This is a genomic window from Pseudomonas sp. A39 (assembly GCF_058145955.1).
The window spans coordinates 1-23,437 of sequence record NZ_JBYVMD010000065.1; the positions used below are offsets into that span (position 1 = coordinate 1).

At 61.8% G+C, this 23,437-nt stretch carries 27 protein-coding genes; 15 read left to right on the forward strand and 12 right to left on the reverse strand.

What is annotated here, in order from left to right; translation table 11 throughout:
- Positions 1-282: 282 nt before the first annotated feature.
- Both AC3ZU9_RS28840 and AC3ZU9_RS28845 read right to left on the reverse strand, forming a co-directional pair.
- On the reverse strand, positions 283-1,122 hold the full coding sequence (locus AC3ZU9_RS28840) for a cache domain-containing protein (RefSeq protein WP_490091670.1): 840 nt from the start codon (positions 1,120-1,122) through the stop codon (positions 283-285).
- Positions 1,123-1,172: 50 nt separating this feature from the next.
- On the reverse strand, positions 1,173-1,943 hold the full coding sequence (locus tag AC3ZU9_RS28845) for a transporter substrate-binding domain-containing protein (RefSeq protein ID WP_043204953.1): 771 nt from the start codon (positions 1,941-1,943) through the stop codon (positions 1,173-1,175).
- A 343-nt stretch (positions 1,944-2,286) separates the two neighbouring features.
- Between AC3ZU9_RS28845 and AC3ZU9_RS28850 the strand changes: the two genes are divergently transcribed.
- The 5 genes from AC3ZU9_RS28850 to AC3ZU9_RS28870 all read left to right on the forward strand — a co-directional run bounded on the left by AC3ZU9_RS28850 (position 2,287) and on the right by AC3ZU9_RS28870 (position 6,944).
- Complete coding sequence (locus AC3ZU9_RS28850) at positions 2,287-3,657, forward strand: glutamine synthetase family protein (RefSeq protein WP_093547005.1); 1,371 nt, start codon at positions 2,287-2,289, stop codon at positions 3,655-3,657.
- A gap of 101 nt (positions 3,658-3,758) precedes the next feature.
- Positions 3,759-4,358: a class I SAM-dependent methyltransferase gene (locus AC3ZU9_RS28855; RefSeq protein WP_046036821.1), complete on the forward strand. Its 600-nt coding sequence runs from the start codon at positions 3,759-3,761 to the stop codon at positions 4,356-4,358.
- 122 nt (positions 4,359-4,480) lie between these two features.
- Positions 4,481-5,614 (forward strand): ribonuclease D, encoded by a 1,134-nt coding sequence (gene rnd, locus AC3ZU9_RS28860; protein WP_012722809.1) that lies wholly within the window; start codon positions 4,481-4,483, stop codon positions 5,612-5,614.
- Positions 5,611-5,904, forward strand: coding sequence for a YcgL domain-containing protein (locus AC3ZU9_RS28865; RefSeq protein WP_003189597.1), 294 nt, complete (start codon positions 5,611-5,613; stop codon positions 5,902-5,904). The genes rnd and AC3ZU9_RS28865 overlap by 4 nt, the downstream gene beginning before the upstream one ends.
- A 107-nt stretch (positions 5,905-6,011) precedes the next feature.
- A complete protein-coding gene (locus tag AC3ZU9_RS28870; protein WP_012722810.1) occupies positions 6,012-6,944 on the forward strand; it encodes a D-2-hydroxyacid dehydrogenase in 933 nt (310 codons plus the stop codon).
- 125 nt (positions 6,945-7,069) lie between these two features.
- Here AC3ZU9_RS28870 and AC3ZU9_RS28875 read toward each other — a convergent pair whose 3' ends face one another.
- Complete coding sequence (locus AC3ZU9_RS28875) at positions 7,070-7,654, reverse strand: nitroreductase family protein (protein ID WP_012722811.1); 585 nt, start codon at positions 7,652-7,654, stop codon at positions 7,070-7,072.
- 153 nt (positions 7,655-7,807) lie between these two features.
- On the opposite strand from AC3ZU9_RS28875, the gene AC3ZU9_RS28880 reads away from it, so the two are divergent.
- Both AC3ZU9_RS28880 and AC3ZU9_RS28885 read left to right on the forward strand, forming a co-directional pair.
- Positions 7,808-8,257 carry a YcgN family cysteine cluster protein gene (locus AC3ZU9_RS28880; RefSeq protein ID WP_003172524.1) on the forward strand — a complete coding sequence of 150 codons (450 nt, stop codon included), beginning with the start codon at positions 7,808-7,810 and terminating at the stop codon, positions 8,255-8,257.
- Between the two features lie 13 nt (positions 8,258-8,270).
- A complete protein-coding gene (locus AC3ZU9_RS28885; RefSeq protein ID WP_490091671.1) occupies positions 8,271-9,491 on the forward strand; it encodes a hypothetical protein in 1,221 nt (406 codons plus the stop codon).
- Positions 9,492-9,558: 67 nt separating this feature from the next.
- On the opposite strand, the gene AC3ZU9_RS28890 is transcribed toward AC3ZU9_RS28885, so the two are convergent.
- The 3 genes from AC3ZU9_RS28890 to AC3ZU9_RS28900 form a co-directional block, all read right to left on the reverse strand.
- A complete protein-coding gene (locus tag AC3ZU9_RS28890; RefSeq protein ID WP_012722814.1) occupies positions 9,559-9,909 on the reverse strand; it encodes a YgaP family membrane protein in 351 nt (116 codons plus the stop codon).
- Positions 9,910-9,977: 68 nt separating this feature from the next.
- A complete protein-coding gene (locus AC3ZU9_RS28895) occupies positions 9,978-10,445 on the reverse strand; it encodes an RNA methyltransferase (protein WP_003189607.1) in 468 nt (155 codons plus the stop codon).
- 167 nt (positions 10,446-10,612) lie between these two features.
- A complete protein-coding gene (locus tag AC3ZU9_RS28900; RefSeq protein ID WP_003210675.1) occupies positions 10,613-10,987 on the reverse strand; it encodes a YajD family HNH nuclease in 375 nt (124 codons plus the stop codon).
- A 98-nt stretch (positions 10,988-11,085) separates the two neighbouring features.
- Here AC3ZU9_RS28900 and AC3ZU9_RS28905 point away from each other — a divergent pair, with 98 nt between their 5' ends.
- Positions 11,086-12,006: a ParB/Srx family N-terminal domain-containing protein gene (locus AC3ZU9_RS28905; protein WP_043204955.1), complete on the forward strand. Its 921-nt coding sequence runs from the start codon at positions 11,086-11,088 to the stop codon at positions 12,004-12,006.
- A 677-nt stretch (positions 12,007-12,683) separates the two neighbouring features.
- On the opposite strand, the gene AC3ZU9_RS28910 is transcribed toward AC3ZU9_RS28905, so the two are convergent.
- A complete protein-coding gene (locus AC3ZU9_RS28910; RefSeq protein WP_046035159.1) occupies positions 12,684-13,370 on the reverse strand; it encodes a spermidine synthase in 687 nt (228 codons plus the stop codon).
- 78 nt (positions 13,371-13,448) lie between these two features.
- Here AC3ZU9_RS28910 and AC3ZU9_RS28915 point away from each other — a divergent pair, with 78 nt between their 5' ends.
- Entirely contained in the window at positions 13,449-13,727 is a 279-nt protein-coding gene (locus AC3ZU9_RS28915) for a hypothetical protein (RefSeq protein WP_122809827.1), read from the forward strand.
- On the opposite strand, the gene AC3ZU9_RS28920 is transcribed toward AC3ZU9_RS28915, so the two are convergent.
- Both AC3ZU9_RS28920 and AC3ZU9_RS28925 read right to left on the reverse strand, forming a co-directional pair.
- Entirely contained in the window at positions 13,724-14,197 is a 474-nt protein-coding gene (locus AC3ZU9_RS28920) for a cyclic nucleotide-binding domain-containing protein (protein WP_012722819.1), read from the reverse strand. The genes AC3ZU9_RS28915 and AC3ZU9_RS28920 overlap by 4 nt on opposite strands.
- A 70-nt stretch (positions 14,198-14,267) precedes the next feature.
- Entirely contained in the window at positions 14,268-16,310 is a 2,043-nt protein-coding gene (locus tag AC3ZU9_RS28925; RefSeq protein ID WP_102060940.1) for a S9 family peptidase, read from the reverse strand.
- 24 nt (positions 16,311-16,334) lie between these two features.
- Here AC3ZU9_RS28925 and AC3ZU9_RS28930 point away from each other — a divergent pair, with 24 nt between their 5' ends.
- From AC3ZU9_RS28930 to AC3ZU9_RS28940, 3 genes are read left to right on the forward strand one after another with little or no spacing between them, the layout of a single operon-like run.
- Complete coding sequence (locus tag AC3ZU9_RS28930; protein ID WP_043204959.1) at positions 16,335-16,871, forward strand: hypothetical protein; 537 nt, start codon at positions 16,335-16,337, stop codon at positions 16,869-16,871.
- Between the two features lie 30 nt (positions 16,872-16,901).
- Positions 16,902-17,678, forward strand: a complete 777-nt coding sequence (locus AC3ZU9_RS28935) for a class II glutamine amidotransferase (protein ID WP_012722822.1) — start codon at positions 16,902-16,904, stop codon at positions 17,676-17,678.
- A gap of 11 nt (positions 17,679-17,689) precedes the next feature.
- A complete protein-coding gene (locus AC3ZU9_RS28940; RefSeq protein WP_012722823.1) occupies positions 17,690-18,232 on the forward strand; it encodes a DUF2937 family protein in 543 nt (180 codons plus the stop codon).
- A 124-nt stretch (positions 18,233-18,356) separates the two neighbouring features.
- Here the strand turns inward: AC3ZU9_RS28940 and AC3ZU9_RS28945 are convergent, their stop codons facing one another.
- A complete protein-coding gene (locus AC3ZU9_RS28945) occupies positions 18,357-19,280 on the reverse strand; it encodes a LysR family transcriptional regulator (RefSeq protein ID WP_012722824.1) in 924 nt (307 codons plus the stop codon).
- 176 nt (positions 19,281-19,456) lie between these two features.
- On the opposite strand from AC3ZU9_RS28945, the gene AC3ZU9_RS28950 reads away from it, so the two are divergent.
- The 3 genes from AC3ZU9_RS28950 to AC3ZU9_RS28960 are packed head-to-tail and all read left to right on the forward strand — an operon-like array spanning position 19,457 to position 21,803.
- Entirely contained in the window at positions 19,457-20,197 is a 741-nt protein-coding gene (locus tag AC3ZU9_RS28950) for a 5-oxoprolinase subunit PxpA (protein ID WP_012722825.1), read from the forward strand.
- Positions 20,194-20,898 (forward strand): 5-oxoprolinase subunit B family protein, encoded by a 705-nt coding sequence (locus AC3ZU9_RS28955; protein ID WP_102060938.1) that lies wholly within the window; start codon positions 20,194-20,196, stop codon positions 20,896-20,898. Before AC3ZU9_RS28950 ends, AC3ZU9_RS28955 begins: the two co-directional genes overlap by 4 nt.
- Positions 20,895-21,803, forward strand: coding sequence for a 5-oxoprolinase subunit C family protein (locus AC3ZU9_RS28960; protein ID WP_102060937.1), 909 nt, complete (start codon positions 20,895-20,897; stop codon positions 21,801-21,803). Before AC3ZU9_RS28955 ends, AC3ZU9_RS28960 begins: the two co-directional genes overlap by 4 nt.
- Before the next feature lie 72 nt (positions 21,804-21,875).
- Here the strand turns inward: AC3ZU9_RS28960 and AC3ZU9_RS28965 are convergent, their stop codons facing one another.
- Both AC3ZU9_RS28965 and AC3ZU9_RS28970 read right to left on the reverse strand, forming a co-directional pair.
- Positions 21,876-23,054 (reverse strand): vWA domain-containing protein, encoded by a 1,179-nt coding sequence (locus tag AC3ZU9_RS28965; protein ID WP_012722828.1) that lies wholly within the window; start codon positions 23,052-23,054, stop codon positions 21,876-21,878.
- On the reverse strand, positions 23,054-23,437 hold a 384-nt coding region (locus AC3ZU9_RS28970; RefSeq protein ID WP_490091672.1), incomplete at its 5' end, for an AAA family ATPase. The genes AC3ZU9_RS28970 and AC3ZU9_RS28965, both read right to left, overlap by 1 nt.

Consider the following 23,437-nt stretch of genomic DNA (forward strand, 5'->3'; position numbering starts at 1 on the left):
GGCGGCGGCCCCCCAAATACCTGTCGGATTACGGGCACACCGAGCGTGAGCGAGGTGCCGAGTGTTGGGGCAAGAGCCTTTTGGTTACTTTTGGGCTCCTTTCAAAAGTGACCCGCTGTAAGAGCGGAACCAACAGTGGCCGTTACCTAAATAACGGATATGTACTCAGTCTGATCCAACATCCAGGTCGGCTGTCAGGCCGCCTTCGCGAGCAAGCCCGCTCCCACATTTGGATCGCGGAGTTACCGTTAGATTGAGCAGCTCCCCACAGTCAAAGCCCCATCAAGGGCTGTAGTACCCGACCGCCACCATAAAATGCCCAGCCTTGCGCACATACGCATGCTTATTCTCAACCCTGTCAGTCACCGGGTTCTTCCAACGGTACTTGTATTCCCCCTGATCCTGCTCCGCCATCATCCTGAGAATCGGCTCCCCAACCGGCTTGCCATCCGGATCCTTGATCTTGCTGAAGTCAGTATTCACCAGCCGCAGATTAGTGCCATGAGCCACATAGCGCTGGGTATTCAGGTCGACCACAAACACATAGAGATCATCCTGCAAGAACCCCCCCTGCAATGAGTTAATGGCCTTGAGCGTACCGCTTTCATCCTTGAGCAACGCGTTCACCGCCTTGTTGCGCAAGGCCCTGGCCTGTTCCGGCGTGGCCCGAGGCAAGTAATAACCCACCGCCAGGATGCGTTCGCCCACACGCTGATAAAACACGTGTTTATGCTCGACCTTGCCATCGTTCCAATTCTGCCAGCGGTAATCGGCCTGCTGGATGCCCTGGCCTTCCGGACGCTTGAGCGCGTCCTTGAACGACTCACGCAAATCCGGGCCGAGCACTTCAGACACATCGCGGCCGATCAAGGCGGAGGAGGGCCCACCACTGGCCAGCAACACGCCCTGGATGTCGACCACGAACACATAGCGGTCGTGGTCGACGAATTCGCCCTGCCGGCTGAAGGCGGCAAACGCCTTGTCGCCGTTGCTCTTGTAGTAAGCCAAGGCTTTTTCCAGCAATGCCTTGGCCGCCTGCGCGTCCTCGTCCTGAGTCGTCGCGGCGTGCACCTGGCTGAAACACAACAGCAGCAGCCAGGTGAGTCGGAGCAATCCCTTCATGGCCCATCCCTCGTTATTGTTGGTGTGACCACAGCGTAGACGCCTGTGGCTCAAGGCGCCGCCAGCCATTGATTAACAATGCCGTCATACACCCCGGTGGCCATGCTCAAGTGCAACCACTGGTCGACATAGCTCTTCCACGCCACATCATCACGCGGCAGCAAAAAGGCTTTTTCGCTGTACTGCATCTGCCGCTCCGGGTTGACCGCGCACAGGCCTGGCTTGAGTTTTTGCTGGTAACGCGCTTCGCTGGCGTCGGTGATCATCACGTCGGCTTTACCCGCCAGCAGCTCGTCGAAGAGGGTCACGTTGTCGTGCAAACGTATTTGCGCCTGGCCCAGATGGGTGCGGGCGAACACTTCGTTGGTGCCACCCGCCGGTTCGATCACGCGCACCTGGGGCTGGTTGATCTGCTCGACGGTCTGATAGCGCTGTACATCGGCGCAGCGCACCAGTGGGATCTTGCCGTCGACGCCCAGGGTTTGGCTGAAGAAGGCTTTCTTCTGGCGTTCCAGGGACACCGAAATTCCGCCCACGGCAATATCGCAGCGCTGGGCCAGGAAGTCCGGCATCAGCGTTTTCCACGTAGTGGGCACCCATTGGATTTTAGCGTTGAGGCTTTTTGCCAGGGACTCGGCCATGGCGATGTCGATGCCTTCATAACTGCCATCGGCGCGCAGGGACGTGTAAGGCTTGTAGTCGCCGGTGGTGCACACCGCCAGCGTGCCGCGCTGGAGTACTTCGTCGAGGCGCGAGGGGGCGGTGTCGGCCAGGGCGCTGGTCGCCAGACCGAGTACACACAGGGCTAAAAGAGCTTTCATGCGGTCGAGTCCTTGGGGCATGTCGAGGGCGCTCATTATTTCCAGCACGGGGCAGGGTGGCAAGGTGCGTCGAATGTTTAGCCAAGCTGCAACCAAACTCCGTCAACCCTGGATTTAAACACCTATACAGGCGTGTGACGCTCGCGCTTATCTCTCGCACTGTGATTCCCGCATGGACGGCTCCTCCGACACTCACCCCGCGATACTGCCGTCCGATCTCGCGTTCTGGGCCCTGTTCCACTGCCGACACGCACGCCCACCAGACACCTTATTCCTACGTTGATCCATCCCCTGGATGGCGCGCGCCTGTGCGCCTGCCCGACACATACGTATGAGAATGCCCATGAGTGTTTTTGCCAGTCTGCACGAAGCCCAGTCTTTCCTCGAACAGCACCCGGACATCGAAATGTTCGAGCTGTTTATCCTCGACAACAATGGCGTACCGCGCGGCAAGCTGTTGCACCGCGATGAGTTGCTGGCGGTGTATGAGAGTGGTCGGCCGCTGCCCAGCACCATTCTTGGCCTGACCATCAACGGCGACGACGTGGAAAACTCCGGGCTGGTCTGGGACGTGGGCGATATTGACTGCCGCGCCTACCCGATCAGCGGCAGCTTGCAGCGCATGCCGTGGCGGCTGATCCCCACTGCAGCGGTGCAAGTCAGCATGCATCCGACAGAAGGCCTGCCCGCCACCGTGGCCGACCCCCGGCATTTGTTGGCCAAGGTGATCGACGGCCTCAAGGCCGATGGTTATTACCCGGTGATGGCGGCGGAACTGGAGTTCTACCTGCTCGACCAGAAGCTCGACAGCAATGGCCGCCCGCAACCGGCGCGCGATGTGGATGGCGGGCGCCCGCGCTCGACCCAGGTCTACGGCCTGCGCGAACTGGAGCAGATCGAGCCGTTCCTCGCCGACCTCTACAGCGCCTGCAAGCTGCAGGGCATTCCTGCGCGCACGGCGATTTCCGAATACGCGCCGGGCCAAGTGGAAATCACCCTTGAGCATCGCACCGACGCCCTGCAAGCCATGGACGAAGCCGTGCGCTACAAACGCCTGGTCAAGGGCGTGGCACATAAACACGGGATGACCGCCTGCTTCATGGCCAAGCCGTTCGACGACCTTGCCGGCACCGGCATGCACATGCACGTGAGCCTGGCGGATGCCGAGGGCAACAACCTGTTCGCCAGCGAAGCCACCGACGGCACGCCGCTGCTGCGCCAGGCGGTGGGCGGCATGCTCAGCACATTGCTCGATTCGCTATTGATGTTCTGCCCCAACGCCAACTCCTACCGCCGCTTCCAGGCCAACAGCTACGCGCCGCTGGCCGCCACTTGGGGCGTGGACAACCGCACCGTCAGCCTGCGCGTACCGGGCGGGCCGGCCCACTCCCGGCATATCGAACACCGTATCTGCGGCGCCGACGCCAACCCTTACCTGGCCGCGGCGGCGATCCTGGCCGGCATCCATCGCGGCATCCGTGAACAACGCGACCCCGGCGCCCCGGTAGAAGGCAACGGTTACGCCCAGGCCAAGGAATTGCTGCCCACCGACTGGTTGACCACCCTGCGTGCCCTTGAAGATTCACGCTGGGCGCGAGAGGCATTCGGCAGTGAATTCCTCGGCGTGTACCTGGCGGTAAAACGCGCCGAATACCGCCAGTTCATGGGCGAAGTGGGCGAGCAGGATTGGCGTTGGTACCTGCACCCGGCGTGATCAGGTTTACGGCAGTGAAGGCTTCGACCTTTTTTTGACATTGCAGTGGTTAAGCTACGAATCAAGGTCGTTCACTACCGTTCAACCCACATGAGCCCGCGATGTCGCCACAATCACCTTCCTCCATCGAGATCGAATACGCCGAGCGTTGCGACCGTGAGCACGCCAGGGTCTGCGGCGAAACACATCCGCCCGGGCTGCGACAGCGCCTGGCGTCGTGGCGCGACGAATGGATGGTGCGCCAGGCGCTGAAAGTCGCCGGTGAACCCGGGCTGTTGCTGGACCTGGCCTGCGGTTCGGGGCGCTTCTGGCCGGTGCTGGCCGAACACGTCAACCGGGTGATCCTGGCCTCGGACAATTCCCAGGACATGCTCGACCACGCTCGCACCCACCACCCCGTGTCGTTGCTCAAGCGCGTCAAGACGTTCCAGGGCTCGGCGTTTTCCATCGGGTTGTCGGCGAATGCGGTGGACTGCATTTTCTGCCTGGAATTGTTTCGCCATGTACCCAGCAGCGAAGGGCGACTGGCGTTGCTGCGCGAGTTTCACCGGGTCAGCCGCGACACGGTGATTGTCTCCGTGCCTTCTCGTACCGCCGTAGAGGACGAGTTTCGCCAGTCCGGCTTCAAGGTCCTGCATCATCAGGAATTCATGCCGGGCTCAAGCCTGTGGCGGGTCTATGTGTTACGTAAGAGAGGATAAGTCCCGCCTGTCGGACTATTCTTCACCTCCTGTCTGAGTTTTCATGGTCGCCTGTGCACTGCGAATGCTCGCAAGTCCCTTTCGCGATATATACTGCGCGCCATTCTTCAAGGGAGAGCCGTGTGGCCATCGATATTCACTGGATCTGCGACAACGATAGCCTCGGCCAGCACTGCGCCGAATGGCAGCAGTTGCCATTCGTCGCCCTCGACACCGAATTCATGCGGGTCGACACCTTTTATCCCATTGCCGGGCTGATCCAGATCGGTGATGGCGTACGCGCTTACCTGATCGACCCCCTGACCATCGACAACTGGCAACCCCTGGCCGCCTTGCTGGAAAACCCGGCGGTGATCAAGGTGGTGCACGCGTGCAGTGAAGACCTCGAAGTGCTGCTGCGCTTGACCGGCAGCCTGCCGGTGCCGTTGTTCGACACCCAATTGGCGGCGGCTTACCTGAACCTCGGTTTTTCCATGGGCTATTCGCGCCTGGTGCAAGCCGTGCTGGATATCGAGCTGCCCAAGGGCGAGACCCGCTCGGACTGGCTGCAGCGGCCGTTGTCTGAGACGCAGATCAGCTACGCCGCCGAAGACGCGGTGCACCTGGCCGAGGTTTACACGCGTTTGCGTCCACGACTGTCGGACGAAAAGTACGCCTGGGTGCTGGACGACGGTGCCGAACTGGTCGCCAACCTGCGCCGCGAAGTCGACCCGTACGAGGTGTACCGCGACGCCAAGCTGGCGTGGAAACTGTCGCGTGCCCAACTCGCCGTGCTGCGTGAACTGTGCGCGTGGCGCGAGCAGCAGGCCCGTGCGCGTGACCTGCCGCGTAACCGCATCATTCGTGAACACTCGTTGTGGCCCCTGGCCAAATCCCAGCCGGATAATCTCGCCGCCCTGGGCAAGATCGAAGACATGCACCCGCGCACCGTGCGTCAGGACGGCCAGTTCCTGCTGGACCTGATCAAGCGGGCCGGCAGCGTGCCGATGGACCAATGGCCGCCCGCCGTCGCCGAACCGTTGCCGGTGGATGCCGCCGCTCTGATCAAGCAACTGCGCGCCTTGGGCCAAACGTTCGCCGAGCGCCTGGACATGGCGCCGGAACTGATGCTGCGCAAGAAAACCCTGGAGGCCCTGGTCAAAAGTGGCTACCCCGACGGGCCTTATAAATTGCCAGACTCGCTGCGTGGCTGGCGCCGCGAGTTGATGGGCCAGGCGCTGCTCGACAGCCTGGCCACTGCCGGAGAACAGCCTTGAAACGTATTTGCTCCATCTATCGCAGCAAGAAAAAAGACGGGATGTACCTCTACGTGCTGAAAAGCGATGCCCTGGAGCGGGTGCCTGAACCGTTGATGGAGGCCTTCGGCAAGGCCCATCACGCGTTCGACATGGTGCTGACGCCCGAGCGCAAACTGTCCCGCGAGGACATCGCTGTGGTCCTGGAAAACCTCGACAAGCAGGGCTACCACCTGCAAATGCCGCCGGCCGAGGACGAGTACATCGAACACTTGCCCGAAGAGCTGCTGCGCCGTAACGACCCGATGTGATCGATCCGTGCCCCGTTCGGGGTACTTGCTTTAATGGAATCGTATAAGTGAGCGGTGGCCGTAAGGATGCGGGCGGCCGCTCGTACTGTTTTTGAAAGGTTTTAAGCATGCGTGTTCTGATTGCTGAACAGGATCACCCGCTCTACGCCCAATTACTGGGAGAGGCGGCACCGGACCTGGAAGTGCTGACCAGCGGCGACTCGGCCGAGCTGTCACGCCTGGCCGCCGATTGCCCGGTATGGCTGGGCCAGCCGGACCTGCTGGCGACGTTATTGCGTCAAGGCCATCATCCGCAATGGCTGCAATCGACCTGGGCCGGCATCACCCCGTTGCTGGCCGAAGGCCTGCCCCGCGATTACCGCCTGACCCGTGCAGTCGGCATCTTTGGCCAGGTCATGGCCGAGTTTGTCCTCACCTACATGCTCGGGCACGAGCGCGAAGTGTTGGCGCGTTTGGTCAGCCAGGTCGAACGTAAATGGGACAACCGCATGGGCCAGAGCCTGGCGGGGCGCAAGGCGCTGATCGTCGGCACCGGCGATATCGGTCAGCGTGTTGCCGATTTCCTGCTGCCATTTGGCGTGAAGCTGTACGGCATCGCCAGCACCGCACGCGAACAGGCGCCGTTTATCGAAGTGGCCGGGCTCGACCAACTGGGCCGGCTGGTGGGGGAGGTGGACTACGTGATCAACCTGCTGCCCAACACGCCGAGTACCCATGACCTGTACGACGCGGCGCTGTTCAAGCAATTCAAGTCGACCGGCTTGTTCATCAACGTCGGGCGCGGAGTGGCGGTGGTCGATGCCGACCTGGTCGAGGCGTTGAAAGAGGGCCATTTGGCGGGCGCGGTGATCGACGTCTGCCGGCAGGAGCCGTTGCCGCAGCGTCATCCGTTCTGGACCGCTTGGGGGCTGCTGCTGACCGGGCACAGCTCGGCGCCGACGTCGCCGGAGTTGATGGTGGAGCTGTTTGTGCAAAACCTGCGGGCGTATGAGGCCAAGGAAGCGCTGCGCGGCGAAGTGGATTTCGAGCGCGGTTACTGACACAACGCAACTCCAAATGTGGGAGGGGGCTTGCTCCCGATTGCAGTGGATCAGTCAAAGCAATCAGTGACTGTCACTCCGCTATCGGGAGCAAGCCCCCTCCCACAGTTCGAATTGCGTCAGGCTTAGAGGCTGAAATCACCCTCGGACACCAGCTCGCTCAGCGGCTTGCGCGGGCTGGGTGTTTCGCGGCCTTGCAGGTATTCAGGCAATGTCGACTTATCGCCCAACTTGCCCACGGCCACGGCGGCATGCAGTGCATAACCTTCCGGGATTTTCAGCTCTTTGCGGGTCAGTTCCTGATCGAAGCCGGCCATGCCGTGGGTGTGCCAGCCGCTGAGGCTGGCTTGCAGCGCCAGGTGGCCCCACGCGGAACCGGTGTCGAAGGTGTGCCACAGGGCCGGGGTTTCTTCCGTGGCGCCGGGGGCGATGAAATCGGTTTTCGAGGCAATGATCACCAGGGCAGACGCATGCTGGGCCCAGCCACGGTTGAATTCATTCAGCAAACCGAGGAAACGCTCCCAGTCCGGCGTGTCGCGGCGCGCGTAGAGGAAGCGCCACGGCTGCGAGTTGTAGGCGGAAGGTGCCCAGCGTGCGGCTTCGAAAAAGCTCAGGAGGGTTTCCTGGGAGATGCTCTCGCCCGTGAAGGCACGAGGCGACCAGCGGTCGGTGAACTGGGTGTGGATCGGATAATCGGCAACACGGGTCATGAGCAGTTCCTGATCGTCAATTCGGCGCTCAAAGCTACTGCGCGGCCACTAGACTGACAAGTGTTGTTACACCGCCAGTCGCTAGCGCTTGGTTCCAGGCGCCGTGGGCACTAGACTGGCGGCCTTTTCACCTACCGATACTGATGTAGAGCCATGGCCGCCAAAGTCGAACCTTTCTGGATACGCAAAACCCTTGAACACCTCGACCAGGAGGAGTGGGAGTCGTTGTGCGACGGCTGTGGCCTGTGCTGCCTGCAGAAGCTTGAGGACGAAGACGACAACAGCGTTTATTACACGCGTATCGCCTGCAAGCTGCTCGACCTGAAAACCTGCCAGTGCACCGACTACCCCAACCGCCGTGCGTCGGTGCCGGACTGCATTCAACTCACCCCGGGCCAGGCCGACCAGTTCAAATGGCTGCCGCCGACCTGCGGCTACCGGCTGGTCAGCGAACGCAAGGACCTGCCGCTGTGGCACCACCTGGTCTGCGGTGACCGCGACGCCGTGCACCATGAACGTATTTCCCAGTCCGGGCGCATGCTCAGCGAAGGCAGCGTGCCCGAGGATGACTGGGAGGATTACCTGATTTTCCGCGCGGGCTGAACAAGGAGTGGGTATGAGGGGGGGATTCAAGCGGGCGGTACCTGTGATGCTGCTGGCGCTGAGCACGCCGGCGTGGTGCGCAAAGAAAGTCGACCTGGATTATCACGTCAAACTGTTGCCCCAGAGCGATCAGGCCGAGGTACGTGTAAGCCTGTCCCAGGGCTCGGCGGTACGCAGCCTGAACTTCGACCTGGGCCGCGATGGCGACTACAGCGACTTCAAGGCCGACGGCCAGTGGAGCGTCAACGAGCACCGTGGCCTCTGGCATCCCAGCGCCAGCAAAGCCAGCTTGACCTACCGCGTGCGCCTTACCCACGCGCGCAAACCGGGTATCTATGAAGCGCGCATGACGCCGAGCTGGGCGTTGTTTCGCGGTGAAGACCTGGTGCCAACCGCACGGCTTGACCAGCAGGACGGCGTCGAGTTGGTCTCGCGCCTGGTGTTCGAGCTGCCAGCCGGCTGGAAAAGTGTCGAGACCGCCTGGCCGCGCATCGGCAAGAACACGTTCCGTATCGACAACGTCTCGCGCCTGTTCGACCGGCCCACCGGCTGGATGCTCGCCGGCAACCTCGGCAGCCGCCGCGTGCGCCTGGGCGAGACGGAAGTCACCGTGGCCTCGCCCAAGGGCCAGGCGATGCGCCGTATGGATGTACTGACGTTGCTGACCTTCGTCTGGCCTCAGGTGGAAGCCGCGTTCCCGCGGCATCCGGCCAAGCTGCTGGTGGTGGGCGCCAGCGACCCGATGCGCCGTGGGGCGTTCTCGGCACGCGACTCGATCTACCTCAACAGCCGCACGCCGCTGGTCAGCGAAAACGGCAGCAGCCCGTTGGTGCGTGAGGTGGTGCAGGCGATTGGCCGCTTCAATGACCACGACACCAGTGACTGGATCAGCGAAGGCCTGGCCGACTACTACGCCATTGAACTGGTGCGCCGAGCCGGGGGCATCACCGATGAGCGTTATCAGGCGATACAGGTGCGGCTGGCCAAGGAAGGCAAGGACGTGACCAGCCTGCGTGGCGAACACGTCAGCGGCGCGACGGTGTCACGGGCGGTGGTGGTGCTGCAGGAGCTGGACCGCGAGATCCGCGTGAAGACTCATAACAAGCGCTCACTGGATGACCTCGCGCAAGCGGTGATGCGGGCAAACAGCATCACCACTGTGGAGTTCGTGCAACTGGCCGAGAGCATTATCGGCGAGTCGTCAGTGGTGCTGGATTCCAAATTATTGCATTGACGCAGACCCACCGTGGGAGGGGGAACCCCTTCCCACGGTGGGATCTTCAATCTCTTTGAGCGTGGCGTCAGCCAGCGGTTTTGGTAGCTTTCTCAACCGCCACTTCGGCTTTGGTCTTCAAGTTCTTCAACTCTTCCCCGGCCCGTTCGATCTTCGTGCGCACCGTGTTCATTTCATGGCGGCCCTGTTCCAGCTTGTCTTTGAGCGAACTGTGCCCAGTGAAGCCACGTGCCAGCGCCACGCCGCCGATCGCTATCTGGATCAAGCCGAAAAGCCCGCCACGGCGCAGGCCTTTGCCGACCATGATCACGCCACCGGCCACCGAGCCGATACGTTCCCAGCCGTGCACGTTTTGCGTGGGCTGAGGTTCAAACGGGGTGTGCTCGATGATAGGGCGCAAGGTTTTGCTGTCGCTCATGGTCTGTCTCCAACAAGGGCTAGTGATAAATAGCTGACTGCCCGCAGGCGCCGGATGTTCCCAAAAAATCAGTACTTGGGGCCCGAACGGGTGTTGTTGCCCTTGGCCAGGCGGTCATAGAGCACCACGTTGACGGTGGCGGCGAGGTTCATGCAGCCGGTGGTCGGGATGTACACAACGTCTTCACACCAGTCGCGGATCTCTTTGTCGAGGGAGCCGTCTTCCGGGCCGAAAATGTACAGCGCGCGGTCGGGGTGGGTGTATTCCGGCAGCGGGCGGGCGCCTTCCACCAGTTCCACGGCAACGGGGATGCAGCCCAGCGGCAGGATCTTTTTCAGGTCATCGATGCCGATCAGCGGAATGTCGTGGTGGACTTTCTTGGTGTCGGTGATGAAGTCCCGTGCGCGCTCGTAACGCACGCCGGTGTAGAACACCGAGGCCACGCCGTAGCAGCCGGCGGCGCGCATGACCGAGCCGACGTTTTCGGGGGATTTGGGGTTATACAGACCGATGCAGCTGTAGCGTTTATTGCCCACGGGGAAGGGTGCCTTGGAGAAAAACGGCGATTATACGGGGATTGGCCTAAACAATGTGGTGAGCGGGCTTGCCGCGCGCTGGGGCGCGAAGCGGCCCCAACGCCAATTACCGCCTGTTTAGCTGGCTTTATTGGGGCTGTTGCGCAGCGCTAGCCCGCTGACCCCATTCAGTCGTCTTTCTTCATCAACCCCGCCAACGCCGCAAACGGGTTATGCGTGGCCTTGGCAATCGTCGGGCTGCTGGTGGAGCCTTCGCCGAAATACTGCTGGTCGGTATAACGCGAGTGCTCGTTGTCGTGGCAATACAGGCACAACAACTCCCAGTTGGAACCGTCCTGGGGATTGTCATCATGATTGTGGTTACGGTGGTGTACGGTCAGTTCACTCAAGCGTTTGCCGGCAAACTCACGCGCGCAGCGGCCGCACACGTGGGGGTACATCTTCAAGGCTTTGTCGCGGTAGCCCATTTCCCGGTCGCGCTGGGCATCGGCGAGGATGCGGTCCAGCTTGGCGGTGTGGGAGGGCGGGTTGGTTGAGCTCATCATGGCTCCTGGCTATTTGATGGTTCACGGATAGGGTTGATTCTAGCCGCTCGCGTTGTAAATAACCGCTTCACTTTATCGATAAGGATTTGAAACTCATGCGTCTGCATTCATGGACTGTTGCATTGTTGCTGTGTGGGATGGCTGCCCACGCCCAGGCATTCTCTACACCTCAGCCTGGGCAGGTGATCGAGGTGGCCCTCGAACAATTACACCCGACCCAGGCCGTGGTGGGTTTTGACCAGATTTACTACAGCCTCGGGCTGTTTGCCGACAAACCTGCCAAGGTCTTTGATGAATACTGTGAAACCAATGGCCAGGGCGAGGCGGATAAAGTCCCCAAGGGCGCCGACCTGCATAAGCCTGCCAGCTTTACCTGTAAGGACCCGGTGGGCAGCCATCCCGAGGACATGAAAACCGTGGTGGTCGGCCCCGGTGGCCAGTTGTACCTGACCGACGGTCACCACAGCTTCACCACCTTGTGGGAAGTGCCCGGCGGCGGCCCCCGCTTGAAAATGTGGGTCAAGGTTACGGATGACTTCAGCAACAGCCCGGACATGCAGCGTTTCTGGCAGCGCATGCAGGCCGCGCGCAAAGTCTGGCTCAAGGACAATCAAGGCCAGGCCCTGCCGCCTGAGCAGTTGCCGGCTCACCTGGGGTTCAAGCATCTGCAGGACGACACCTTTCGCAGCCTGGTGTATTTCACTCGTAAGGCTGCTTATGGCAAGCCTGATGCTGGCGAAGTTGCGCCGGAGTTCCTGGAGTTTTACTGGGGGAACTGGTTGCGCACGCAGATCGACCTGGGGGCTTTCAATCTGAACAAGAAGGGCGGCTATAGCGACGCCATTGAGGCGGTGGCCAAGCGGATGGTCAGCTTGGCGCCGGGGGCGCAGGTCGGTGACAGCGGGTTTACTGCCCATCAGTTGGGCGGTATGACCAAGCTGGACCGCGATGAGCTGGAGAAGACTTTCGACAAAAAAGTGCCGTATGTGATGGATTACCGCAAATCTCGAAACTGATGCGGGGCGAAATGTGGGGGCTGGTTTGGCTGTGATTTGGGCACCTGGGTGTATGAGGTTCACCGTATAGGTATGGGGCTGGACCTGTGGCGAGGGAGCTTGCTCCCGCTGGCGGCCTAACGGCCGACCACCATCTAATTGTTAGGCTGCGATCCAAATGTGGGAGGGGGCTTGCCCCCGATGGCGGTGTGTCAGTCGATTCATCAGGTGACTGATTCAGCGCCATCGGGGCCTCGGTATCTACACAATTCTGGCTATGGCGCAGGACCTGTGGCGAGGGAGCTTGCTCCCGTGGCGGCCTGACGGCTGACCTGGATGTTGGATCAGACAGGGTACATATCCGTTATTTAGGTAACGGCCACTATGGGTTCCGCTTTTACAGCGGCTCACTTTTGAAAAGCGCAAAAGTAAGCAAAACGCTCTTGCCCCAACACTCGGCACCTCGCTCACGCTCGGTGTGCCCGTAATCCGACAGGTATTTGGGGGGCCGCCGCCACGCGCCATCCATGGCGCGGGGCGGCTAAACCGGCATCCCTGCCGGTTTACCCCCCAAATCCCTGTCGAATTCCGGCCAGCGTGTTTGACGGGGCGCCTAAGATCAAAAGCTAGATCAAGATCAGGATCAAGAGCGGCTCGCTTCGCATCGTGGTTAGCTTTGGGGGGCTCCCACAGTGCGTTCAGCCTTTGAGCTTCTCAGCAATCCAGATGGTATGCCGCGTGCCCTTGTTGCCGTGGGCAAACACTTGCACTTCTTCGGCCTTGAATCCGGCTTTGCGCAGTTTGTCGCTGAACAGTTTATCGGCGCTGGCCGACCACACGGCCAGTACGCCTTTGGGGCGCAGGGCTTTGGCGCATGCCGCCAGGCCGCCGGCGGAGTAGAGCCAGCTGTTGGCTTTTTGGGTGAGGCCTTCGGGGCCGTTGTCCACATCCAGCATGATCGCGTCAAAGCCCTGGGGCTCGGCTTGCAGCACCTTGGCCACGTCTTCCAGGCGGATCACCGTGCGCGGGTCCAGCAACGGGCGGCCGGATTTTTCTCCCAGTGGTCCGCGGTTCCATTCCACGACGCCGGGCACCAGCTCGGCGACGACTACTTCGGCGGTCTTGCCTAAATGCTTGAGTGCCGAGGCCAGGGTAAAACCCATGCCCAAGCCACCAATCAACACCCGCGAACCGGGGCGGCCGGCGACTTTGCGGCAGGGGATTTCCGCCAGGGCGTCTTCGGAGCCGTGCATGCGCGTGTTCATCAATTGGCCGCCGTCACCGCCCTGGATCTTGATGACGAAATCTTCACCGTATTCGAACAGGCACAAGGCACCGCCGTTGTCGGGGATCGGGGTGGTGTCCAGCAGAACGAAACGTTTCATGGAAATCTCATTGGGAAGGGCATTCTTGCGCGGTTGGGAGTAGCCTTACGACATTCCGGTCAGGCCATGGAGCCATCGATGAAGTGCAGCATTCTAACGGTCATTGTGTTGAGCGCGCTCGCCTTGGGTGCGGCGCAGGCTCAGGAGTTGCAAACCGTACCGGTCGCGCCAGCCCCAACGCCAGGCGCACCGGGCACCCCGACGCCGACGCTGTACCCGCAAGTGACCCCGCCTGCCGTGCCCAAGACGAACGGTTCGCCACCCTTGGTGCCCATCGTGCTGCCAACGCCGCCGAAGGACCAGACCGTGCCCGGCCTGCTGCAAAACGACAGCAAGCCGAAGACGCCCGGCGGTTAAAACTGTTGCGAGAGTAATTGGCCGTCGGCCATGCGCAGGCGTTTGGACAGGGCAATGGCGATCGCTCGGATGATCTTGGCGGCCACCCTGGGCGCTTCGTTGAGCATCTTTTCCAGAGCGTCCTTACCCAGGTTCAACAGCACACAGTCGCTGGCCGCCACGCAACTGGCCGAGCGTCGTTCGCCGTCGAGTACCGCCATTTCGCCAAAAGCCCGGCCACTGCGCAGGGTGGCGATCGTCAGGCGCTGGCCATCGTGATGGGTTTTCTGCACCGCCACCTGGCCGCTGTGGAGGATGCACATGAACGTGCCGGCATCGCCCTCGAGAAAAATCACCTCGTCACGCGCAATGCTGCTGATATTGAAGTAGCCGGCGGCGATGTGAAAATCCTCCGGCAACAGCGGGTCGAACAAGCCGCAGTCCATGAGCATGTCACGGATCTCGGTATTCATATGTGTCGGTAGTGCCATGGCTGCAATCTTGGTCCATCAATCATGTAGGGCGGTCCTGTGTTCAGACAGAACCGCCCGGCTAAGTTCCTTAAACCAGCCCCAACGCCTTGAACACAAATCCATATTCGAGCGCTACGTCACGTAATCCCTGGTAACGACCGCTCATGCCACCGTGGCCGGCGCCCAGTTCGGTCTTGAGCAACAGCAGGTTGTCGTCGGTCTTGGTGTCACGCAACTTGGCGACCCACTTGGCGGCTTCCCAATATTGCACGCGGCTGTCGTTGTAGCCGGCGATCACCAGCATGTGCGGGTAGGCCTGGGGGCTGACATTTTCGTACGGCGCGTAGGCCTTGATGCGTGCATACACCTCGGGCTCCTGCGGGTTACCCCACTCGTCGTACTCGGTGATGGTCAGGGGCAGTTCCGGGTCGAGCATGGTGTTGAGCACGTCGACGAACGGCACTTCGGCAATCGCCGCCTGGAACAGTGCCGGGCGCTGGTTCAGTACCGCGCCGATCAGCAGGCCGCCGGCACTGCCGCCGCTGATCGCCAGTTGCTTGGCGGTGGTCAGGCCCTGGGCGATCAGGTGTTCGGCGCAGGCGATAAAGTCGCTGAAGGTGTTCTGCTTGTGTTCCTGCTTGCCCGCGCGGTACCAGGCTTCGCCCAGCTCGCCGCCGCCGCGCACATGCGCAATGGCGAAGGCCACGCCACGGTCCAGCAGGCTCAAGCGGGCATGGGAGAACCACGGGTCGAGGCTTGAACCGTAGGCGCCGTAGCCGTACAGGTACAAAGGCACAGGTTTACCGAGGTGGTCGCGCTTGACCACCAGGCTGATCGGCACTTGGGTGCCATCCGCCGAGGTGGCCCACAGGCGTTGGCTCACATAGTCATCGGCGTTGAACACGCCCAGTACCGGCGTTTCCTTGAGCACCTGCTGCGCACCGCTGGCCAGTTCCAGTTGGCGGACCTGGGCCGGTCGGTTCAACGCTTCGTAGCGCAGACGGATCTTGTTGCTGGAAAACTCCAGGCTGTTCTGTACGTAGAGGCTGTAGGCGGCGTCAGGCAATTCCACGCGATAGGCCGGCAGGCCTTCCGGGTGCACTTCGATCACCGGCAGGCCACCCATGCGCAGGCTCAGGGTCATGGCACTGGTATTCAGGCTCACGCCGTCGAGCATCACCTCGTCGCTGTGGGGGATGAGGTTTTGCCACTCATCCTCGGTCGGCATGTCGCCGATGTCGGTTGCCACGAACAGTGCGTAGTTGATGCCCTCCCGGTTGCTGCGGATAAACCAGGTCCACGCGCCATTCAGCTGGCCGTGGTCGACATCGTATTCGTGGTCCTCGACCCGCGGCGCCAGGCAGGTGAAGTCCAGGTGCGGCTGGTTGGCGTCCAGCGCCCAGACCTCGCTGGTGGTCTTGCTGCCCAGCGACAGCAGCAACTGGCGCTCGGAGCTGGAACGGTAGCAATGCAGGAAAAATCGGCCGTCCGGCTCATGGAACACTTCCTGCGCGGCCGTGCCATCCAGGCGGTAGCGATACAGTTTGTGCGGACGGTGGGTGTCGTCCAGTTCGCCGAAGAACAGCGTCAGGCTGTCGTTGGCCCAGGTCATGCTGCCGTCGCAGTCCTGGAATTCCAGTTCGCTGACCTTGCCGGTCGCCAATTCCTTCACGTACAGGGTGTAGATCTCTTCACCGCTGGTGTCGAGGCTGTAGGCCAGGCGCTGGTGGTCGGGGCTGATGCTGAACGCGCCGAGGGAGAAGAAACCGCCATTGGCCAGCACGTTCGGGTCCAGCAACAACTCCTCGCTGCTGTCATCCACCTGGTTGCTGTCGTCGGCCGGGCGACGGCAGCGGTAGTGACGGGCGTACTCGTCACCGGCGGTGGTGCGGGTGTAGTAGAGGTACGGGCCCCAGGGCGAGGGCAGGGACAGATCGGTTTCGAGAATGCGGCCCTTGATCTCCTCAAACAGGGTTTCGCGCAGCGCCTGCTGGTCGGCGAGCTGGGCTTCCTGCCAGGCGTTTTCGGCCTTGAGGTAGTCGAGCACCTCAGCGCTGTCACGCTCCTGCAGCCAGGCGTACGGATCTGGGCCTGGGGCCTTGCGGGCAATCGGGGGGAGCGATATAGGCATGGATTATTCTCTATCTGGCGGACGGTGGCAGGCATTGCAGCCGCGACACGCAAAAGCCGTTATCATAGCCGCCTGTTTGCCTACCTTGCCATGGACACCATGACCGAGAACGACTATCTGACCGCTTGGGGCCTTTACGCCTTCGCCGCTTTGGGCTGCCTGTTGGTGTGGTGGCGCATGACCCGCTGGATCTGGCGCTGGCTGCGCGAGCCGCTGCAATTGCTGATGGCGGTGCTGTTGTTCAGCCCGACCATCGTCGACCCGGTCAAGACTCAGTTCGCCCCGGCCGTGGCCATCACCGCCCTGGACCTGGTGCTCAAGGTCGGCAACAACGCCTGGCGGGCCATCTCCGATCTGTTCATGTACACCATGATCGCCTTTGGCGTGTACATCGTGTTTGTGCTGATCCGCTGGCCCATCGAGCGCGCCGCCAACGCCCGCCGTGAGCGCAAGGCCGCCGCCGATGCGGCCCTGGCCGCCGAACCGGATGAAGATGAAGACGACGTGCCTTTCCGCCGTCCTGCACCTGTGAGCGGTATGCGCGTAGAACCGCGCCTTTAACGTCGTCCGCCCTGCAGCGAGAGCCCTGGCATGTGTGAATTATTGGGCATGAGTGCCAACGTCCCCACCGACATCGTGTTCAGCTTTACCGGGCTGATGCAACGCGGTGGGCGCACCGGCCCCCACCGTGACGGTTGGGGCATCGCGTTTTACGAGGGCCGTGGCCTGCGTCTGTTCCAGGACCCGGCTGCCAGCAGTGAATCGGAAGTCGCGCTGCTGGTGCAGCGTTACCCGATCAAAAGTGAAGTGGTGATTGGCCATATCCGCCAGGCGAATGTCGGCAAGGTCAGCCTGGCCAATACCCACCCGTTCGTGCGCGAACTGTGGGGCCGCAACTGGTGCTTCGCACACAACGGCCAGCTGGCGGACTTCAAGCCCCGCGCCACCTTTTACCGCCCGGTGGGCGACACCGACAGCGAAGCGGCCTTCTGCGACCTGCTTAACCGCGTGCGCGAGGCCTTCCCTGAACCGGTGGACCTTGAACAGGTGCTGCCGGACCTGATCGCAGCCTGCTCCGAATACCGCAGCAAAGGCGTGTTCAACTGCCTGCTCAGTGATGGCGACTGGCTGTTTTGCTACTGTTCGACCAAATTGGCGCAGATCACCCGCCGCGCACCCTTCGGCCCTGCACGCCTGAAAGATGTCGACGTGATCGTCGATTTTCAGGCCGAAACCACGCCCAATGATGTCGTGACGGTGATCGCCACCGAGCCTTTGACCGACAACGAAAACTGGACCCGCTACGAACCGGGCCAATGGAGCCTGTGGCGACGCGGTGAATGCGTCAGCCAGGGCATCACCGAGTAAGGATATCGCCCATGTTGCTCAGTTATCTGCGGTTGGTGCTGTTTGCCATTGGCCTGTTGGTCGGCGTGCAAGTGCCCGGGTTTATCAACGACTACGCCAAGCGCGTCGAAGCCCACTTGATCGAGGCCCAGACCGGCCTCAGTGGGTTTGAAACCACCGCACGGCAGTTCTTCAACGGTGACTTGAAGGCGTTGGTGGCGCATTACCGTGCCAGTGACGACCCGGTGTTCCAGAGCGACGCCAACAGCCTCGGCGCGATGCTTGACCGCCAGGTGGCGTTGGACAAGCAATTCCAGGCCATGCAAGGCCCGTGGTACATCCGCGCCCTGCAAGTGGCGGTGGCGGCCGACCCCGATATTCGCCAGGAAACCTGGAAGGGCTACAGCTATCAGATTCTGCTGACCCCCGAAGCCATGGGCTGGGGATTGGGCGGGGCGATGCTGTTGTCGTTCGGCATCGAGTGCCTGTTCCGCCTGATCGATTGGGTGGTACTGGGCGGCAAGCGCCTGCGCCAGAGCCGGCCGATCGAAGAGCGAGATCTCAAGGGCCTCTAAAGGTTCAACTCGGGGAAAATGTGGGAGGGGGCTTGCCCCCGATAGGGGAGTGTCAGTCAATAGATCAGTGACTGAACCACCGCCATCGGGGGCAAGCCCCCTCCCACAGTTTTATCCAGTGTCTTCAGTGAGGTTGTGCACTAAGCACCATCCGCTCCGCACCGACCTCCTCGGCATACCGCGCCACCACCTTGTGGCACAACCCCACAATCTCCTCCACCAACTCCACCCCCACGCGCCACGACACCACCACCTGCAAATTCGGCAGTTTCTGCGCCATCGGCAACATCACCAATTCCCCGCGCGCCAGTTCTTCGCGCACCAGCACCGGCGGCAGCGCGCCAATGCCAAAACCATCGCGCAACAACCGCGTAATCGCCGACACCGAATTCACGCAGTTCATCCGTGGCGCGGCCACGCCGTTGGCCTGCATCAGGCTGATAACGTCCTGGTGCGGGTGGGAGTTTTTCGAATACGTGATGATGCGCTCCTGGGCCAGTTCGGCCAGGGAGGCGTAGTCACGGTTGTAGATCGACTGGCTGGCGACGATCCAGGCCATGGGGTGGCTGGCCAGTTCCAGGCTGCGCACGGTTTCGAGGCGCAGCAGGTCGGTTTGCAGGATCAGGTCGAGGAAGCCTTTTTGCAGCTGATCGCTGAGGTTCAGCGCGGTATCGGCGACCAATTCGATTTCCACCAACGGGAAATGGTCCATCAGTTCCGCCACCAGTGGGCTGAGCCAGGTGTGGATCACCGTGTCCATGGCGCCGATCCGAATGCGTCCGACCTTGCTGCTGGTGGTCTCCAGGGACTGCTTCAAGCCCTGCATGGTCACCATCATCTGCTCGGCGTAGTCGAGCACCTTCAAGCCTTCCGGGGTCAGGCTCACGCCACGCGAATCGCGCAGAAACAGCTTCACCCCCAGCTCGCTTTCCAGCACCGCGATGCGGCTGGAGATCGACGCCTGGGTGGTGAACAACTTCTCGGCGGTCAGGCGGAAACTCTTGAGCTTGGCCACCCAGACGAAGGTTTCGAGGAACTTCAAATTCATGGGATCAACTTTTTCTTATGCATGGATCGGTTTTTATTAGTTGGACGCCGTACCGGGCCAGCGCCAAAAATCGAGCCATTCCACGATAAGCGCCGTTGGGGTGTCAGGACAAGTTGCGAGTTCTGTGTAAAAAATCCCACACTACAAAAAAATAAAGCCTACAGGAGCGACAGACCGTGAGCCGACTTTTACTGAATTGCGACATCGGCGAAAGCTTTGGTAACTGGACCATGGGTCTGGACGCCGAGGTCATGCCGTTCATTGATTGCGCCAACGTGGCCTGTGGCTTTCACGCCGGCGACCCGAGCATCATGCGCAAGACCGTCAGCCTGGCGCTCAAGCATGGCGTGCAAGTCGGCGCGCACCCGGCGTATCAGGATCTGCAAGGTTTCGGTCGCCGCTCCATGGCCTACACACCCCAGGAAATCCAGGACCTGTTGCACTACCAGATAGGTGCGCTCGACGGTATTTGCCGGGCCCAAGGTGGGTGTGTCAGCTACGTCAAACCCCACGGCGCGATGTACAACGACATGATGGCCAACCCGGCCCAATTGCGCGCGGTGATCCAGGCCGTGGCGGCCTACGGCGAACTGCCGCTGATGCTGCTCGCCACCCGCGACAACAGCGCGGCCCAGGCCCTGGGCGACGAATACGGTGTAACCCTGTGGTTCGAAGCCTTCGCCGACCGCGCCTACGACAACAAGGGGCACTTGGTCTCGCGTCAACTACCCGGTGCCGTGCACCACGATTCCGACACCATCGTGCAGCAAGCCCTGACCATTTCACGCGGCGAAGCGCTGATCGCCAGCGACGGCAGCCCCCTGGTGCTGCAGGCCAATACGCTGTGCGTACACGGTGACAACGCCAGCTCGGTCGCGGCGGTGCAGCGCATCCGCGAGGCATTGAAGCCAGCATGAAGCCACGGATTGAAGTGGTGGCCATCGACTGCCTGATGGTGCGCCTGTTTGATGCAATCGCCGAAACCAACATGCCGTGGATGCTGGCCGCGACCCAACGCCTGCGCAGCGGTTTTGGCGTCGCATTGGTCGACTTGGTGCCGTCCTACACCACCTTGATGGTGCATTACGACCTCAGCGCAGTGAGCCCGGCCCAGGCACGGGAGCTGATCGACCTGGCCCTCACCGACCTGCAGCCGCAGGCCCAGGGCAGCGGCCAATGTCATGTGCTGCCGGTGTGGTACGACCTGAGCGTCGGCCCGGAATTGACCTTGCTCAGCCAGCGCAGCGGCCTGGCCATCGACGAGGTGATTCGCCGTCACAGTGCCCACGAATACCAGGTGTTTGCCCTCGGCTTCGCCCCCGGCTTTGCCTTTATGGGCCTGGTGGATGAAATTCTTGCCACCCCGCGCCTCAACACCCCTCGCAAACGCGTGGCGGCCGGCAGCGTCGGCATTGCCGAACGGCAAACCGCCGCCTACCCGGTGGTGTCGCCAGGCGGCTGGAACCTGATCGGGCGCACGCCGGCCAAACTCTTCGACCGCGAGCGCGAGGGCTACAGCCTGATGCAGCCGGGCGACACCGTGCGCTTCGAGGCGGTCGACCGCGCTGAATTCATCACATTGGGTGGCGACGACACGCCGTTGGAGGCGCAGGCATGAGCCGCTTGATCATCGAGGCCAGCACGCCGCTGTGCCTGTTGCAGGACGCCGGTCGCTTTGGCGTGCGCCATTTGGGCGTGACCCAGGGCGGGGCGCTGGATTGGGTGTCGATGTCCTGGGCCAACTGGCTGCTGGGCAACGCGCTGGACGCGCCAGTGGTGGAAATCACCTTGGGCGGCTTTACCGTGCAGGCCGAGGAGTATTGCCTGCTGGCCCTGGCCGGTGCGGACCTGGGCGCCTATATCGACGAACGCGCCATCAGCCCCGGCCGCAGTTTTATCCTGCAAAAGGGCCAACGCTTGCGTTTCACCCAGCCGTTCAGCGGCGCGCGTGCCTACCTGGCGGCGCCCGGCGGGTTTGATGCGCCGGAGGTGCTCGGCAGTTGCGCCACCGTTGTGCGTGAGGAACTGGGCGGGCTGGACGGTTTCGGCAAGGCGCTGGCCGAAGGCGGGCGGTTGGCCTATTCCGGTACCGGCGGTGCGATGAAGGTGCTGAGCGCGCAGACGTTGCCGGCCAAGGCGCCGCTGGACGTGATCGTCGGCGCACAGATCGGCCAGTTCAGCGGCCAGAGCCTGTTCGATGCGTTCAACACTGAATGGGCCCTCGACAGCCGCGCCGACCGCATGGGCATGCGCTTGCTCGGCACGCCGTTGCAGTACCAGGGGCCGTCGCTGATTTCCGAGGGGATTCCGTTGGGCGCGATCCAGGTGCCGCCGGATGGGCAGCCGATTGTGTTGCTCAATGACCGGCAGACCATTGGCGGCTATCCGCGCCTGGGGGCGTTGACGCCGTTGTCGCTGGCACGGCTGGCGCAGTGTCTGCCGGGGGAGAAGGTGAGGTTGGCGCCAGTGGTGCAGGAGACGGCGCATCGGCAGCACATCGAGTATTTACGCCGATTTGCATAACACCGCATTTAAAATGTGGGAGGGGGCAAGCCCCCTCCCACATTAGATTTCCTGCATTATTGCGGGCGCCGCCTATTTGGAGAGAAAGCGCATCCCTTCTTCCAGCCCGCGCAATGTCAGCGGATACATCTGATCCTCCACCAACTCCCGCACAATCCCCGTCGACGCCGTATACCCCCACGTGTCCTTCGGGTACGGGTTAATCCAGATGAGCTTCTTGTACTTGGCCATGAAGCGCTGCATCCAGACATATCCCGGCTCTTCATTCCAGTGCTCGACACTGCCGCCCGCCTGGGTGATTTCATACGGCGCCATCGACGCATCGCCGATAAAGATCACTTTGTAGTCGGCGCCGTACTTGTGCAGCAGGTCCTGGGTCGAGGTGCGTTCCGAGGTGCGGCGCTGGTTGTTCTTCCACACCGACTCGTACACGAAGTTATGGAAGTAGAAGTACTCCAGGTGCTTGAACTCGGTCTTGCACGCGGAGAACAGCTCTTCGCAGATCTTCACGTGGGCATCCATCGAGCCGCCGATATCGAACAGCAACAGCAGCTTGATGGTGTTGCGCCGCTCCGGGCGCATCTGGATATTCAGCAAACCGGCGTCGCGGGCGGTGTGGTCGATGGTGCCGTCGATATCCAGCTCTTCCGCCGCACCCTGGCGCGCAAACTTGCGCAGGCGGCGCAGGGCGATCTTGATATTGCGCGTGCCCAGTTCGACCTGATCGTCGAGGTTCTTGTACTCGCGCTGGTCCCAGACCTTCACGGCCTTGCCCTGGCGCTTGCCGGCATCGCCGACGCGGATGCCTTCCGGGTTGTAACCCCCGGAGCCAAACGGGCTGGTGCCGCCGGTGCCAATCCACTTGTTGCCGCCGGCGTGGCGCTCCTTCTGTTCTTCCAGGCGTTTCTTGAATTCCTCGATCAGCTTGTCCAGGCCGCCGAGGGACTGGATCTGCGCGCGCTCCTCATCGGTCAGCGAGCGTTCGAACTCTTTGCGCAGCCAGTCCTCGGGAATCAGCGCCTGCAAGTGGTCGTCGAGTTTTTCCAGGCCGTTGAAGTAGGCGCCAAAGGCCCGGTCGAACTTGTCGTAGTGCCGTTCGTCCTTGACCAGGATCGCCCGGGACAAGTAGTAGAACTCGTCCATGTCGGCGAAGGTCACGCGTTGCTTGAGCGCGTTGATCAAGTCGAGCAGCTCGCGCACCGACACCGGCACCTTGGCGGCCCGCATTTCATTGAACAGGTTGAGCAACATCAGCGATTACCGCGACGGCTCATGAACGCCAGACGCTCCAGCAACTGCACGTCTTGCTCGTTCTTCACCAAGGCACCGGCCAGCGGCGGGATGGCCTTGGTGGGGTCGCGCTCGCGCAGCACGGCTTCGCCGATATTGTCGGCCATCAGCAGCTTGAGCCAGTCGACCAGTTCGGAAGTGGAGGGCTTTTTCTTCAGGCCCGGCACCTTGCGTACGTCGAAGAACACGTCGAGGGCTTCGCTGACCAGGTCTTTCTTGATGTCGGGGTAGTGCACATCCACGATCTTTTGCAGGGTGGCGCGGTCGGGGAAGGCGATGTAGTGGAAGAAGCAGCGGCGCAGGAACGCGTCCGGCAGCTCTTTTTCGTTGTTGGAGGTAATGAT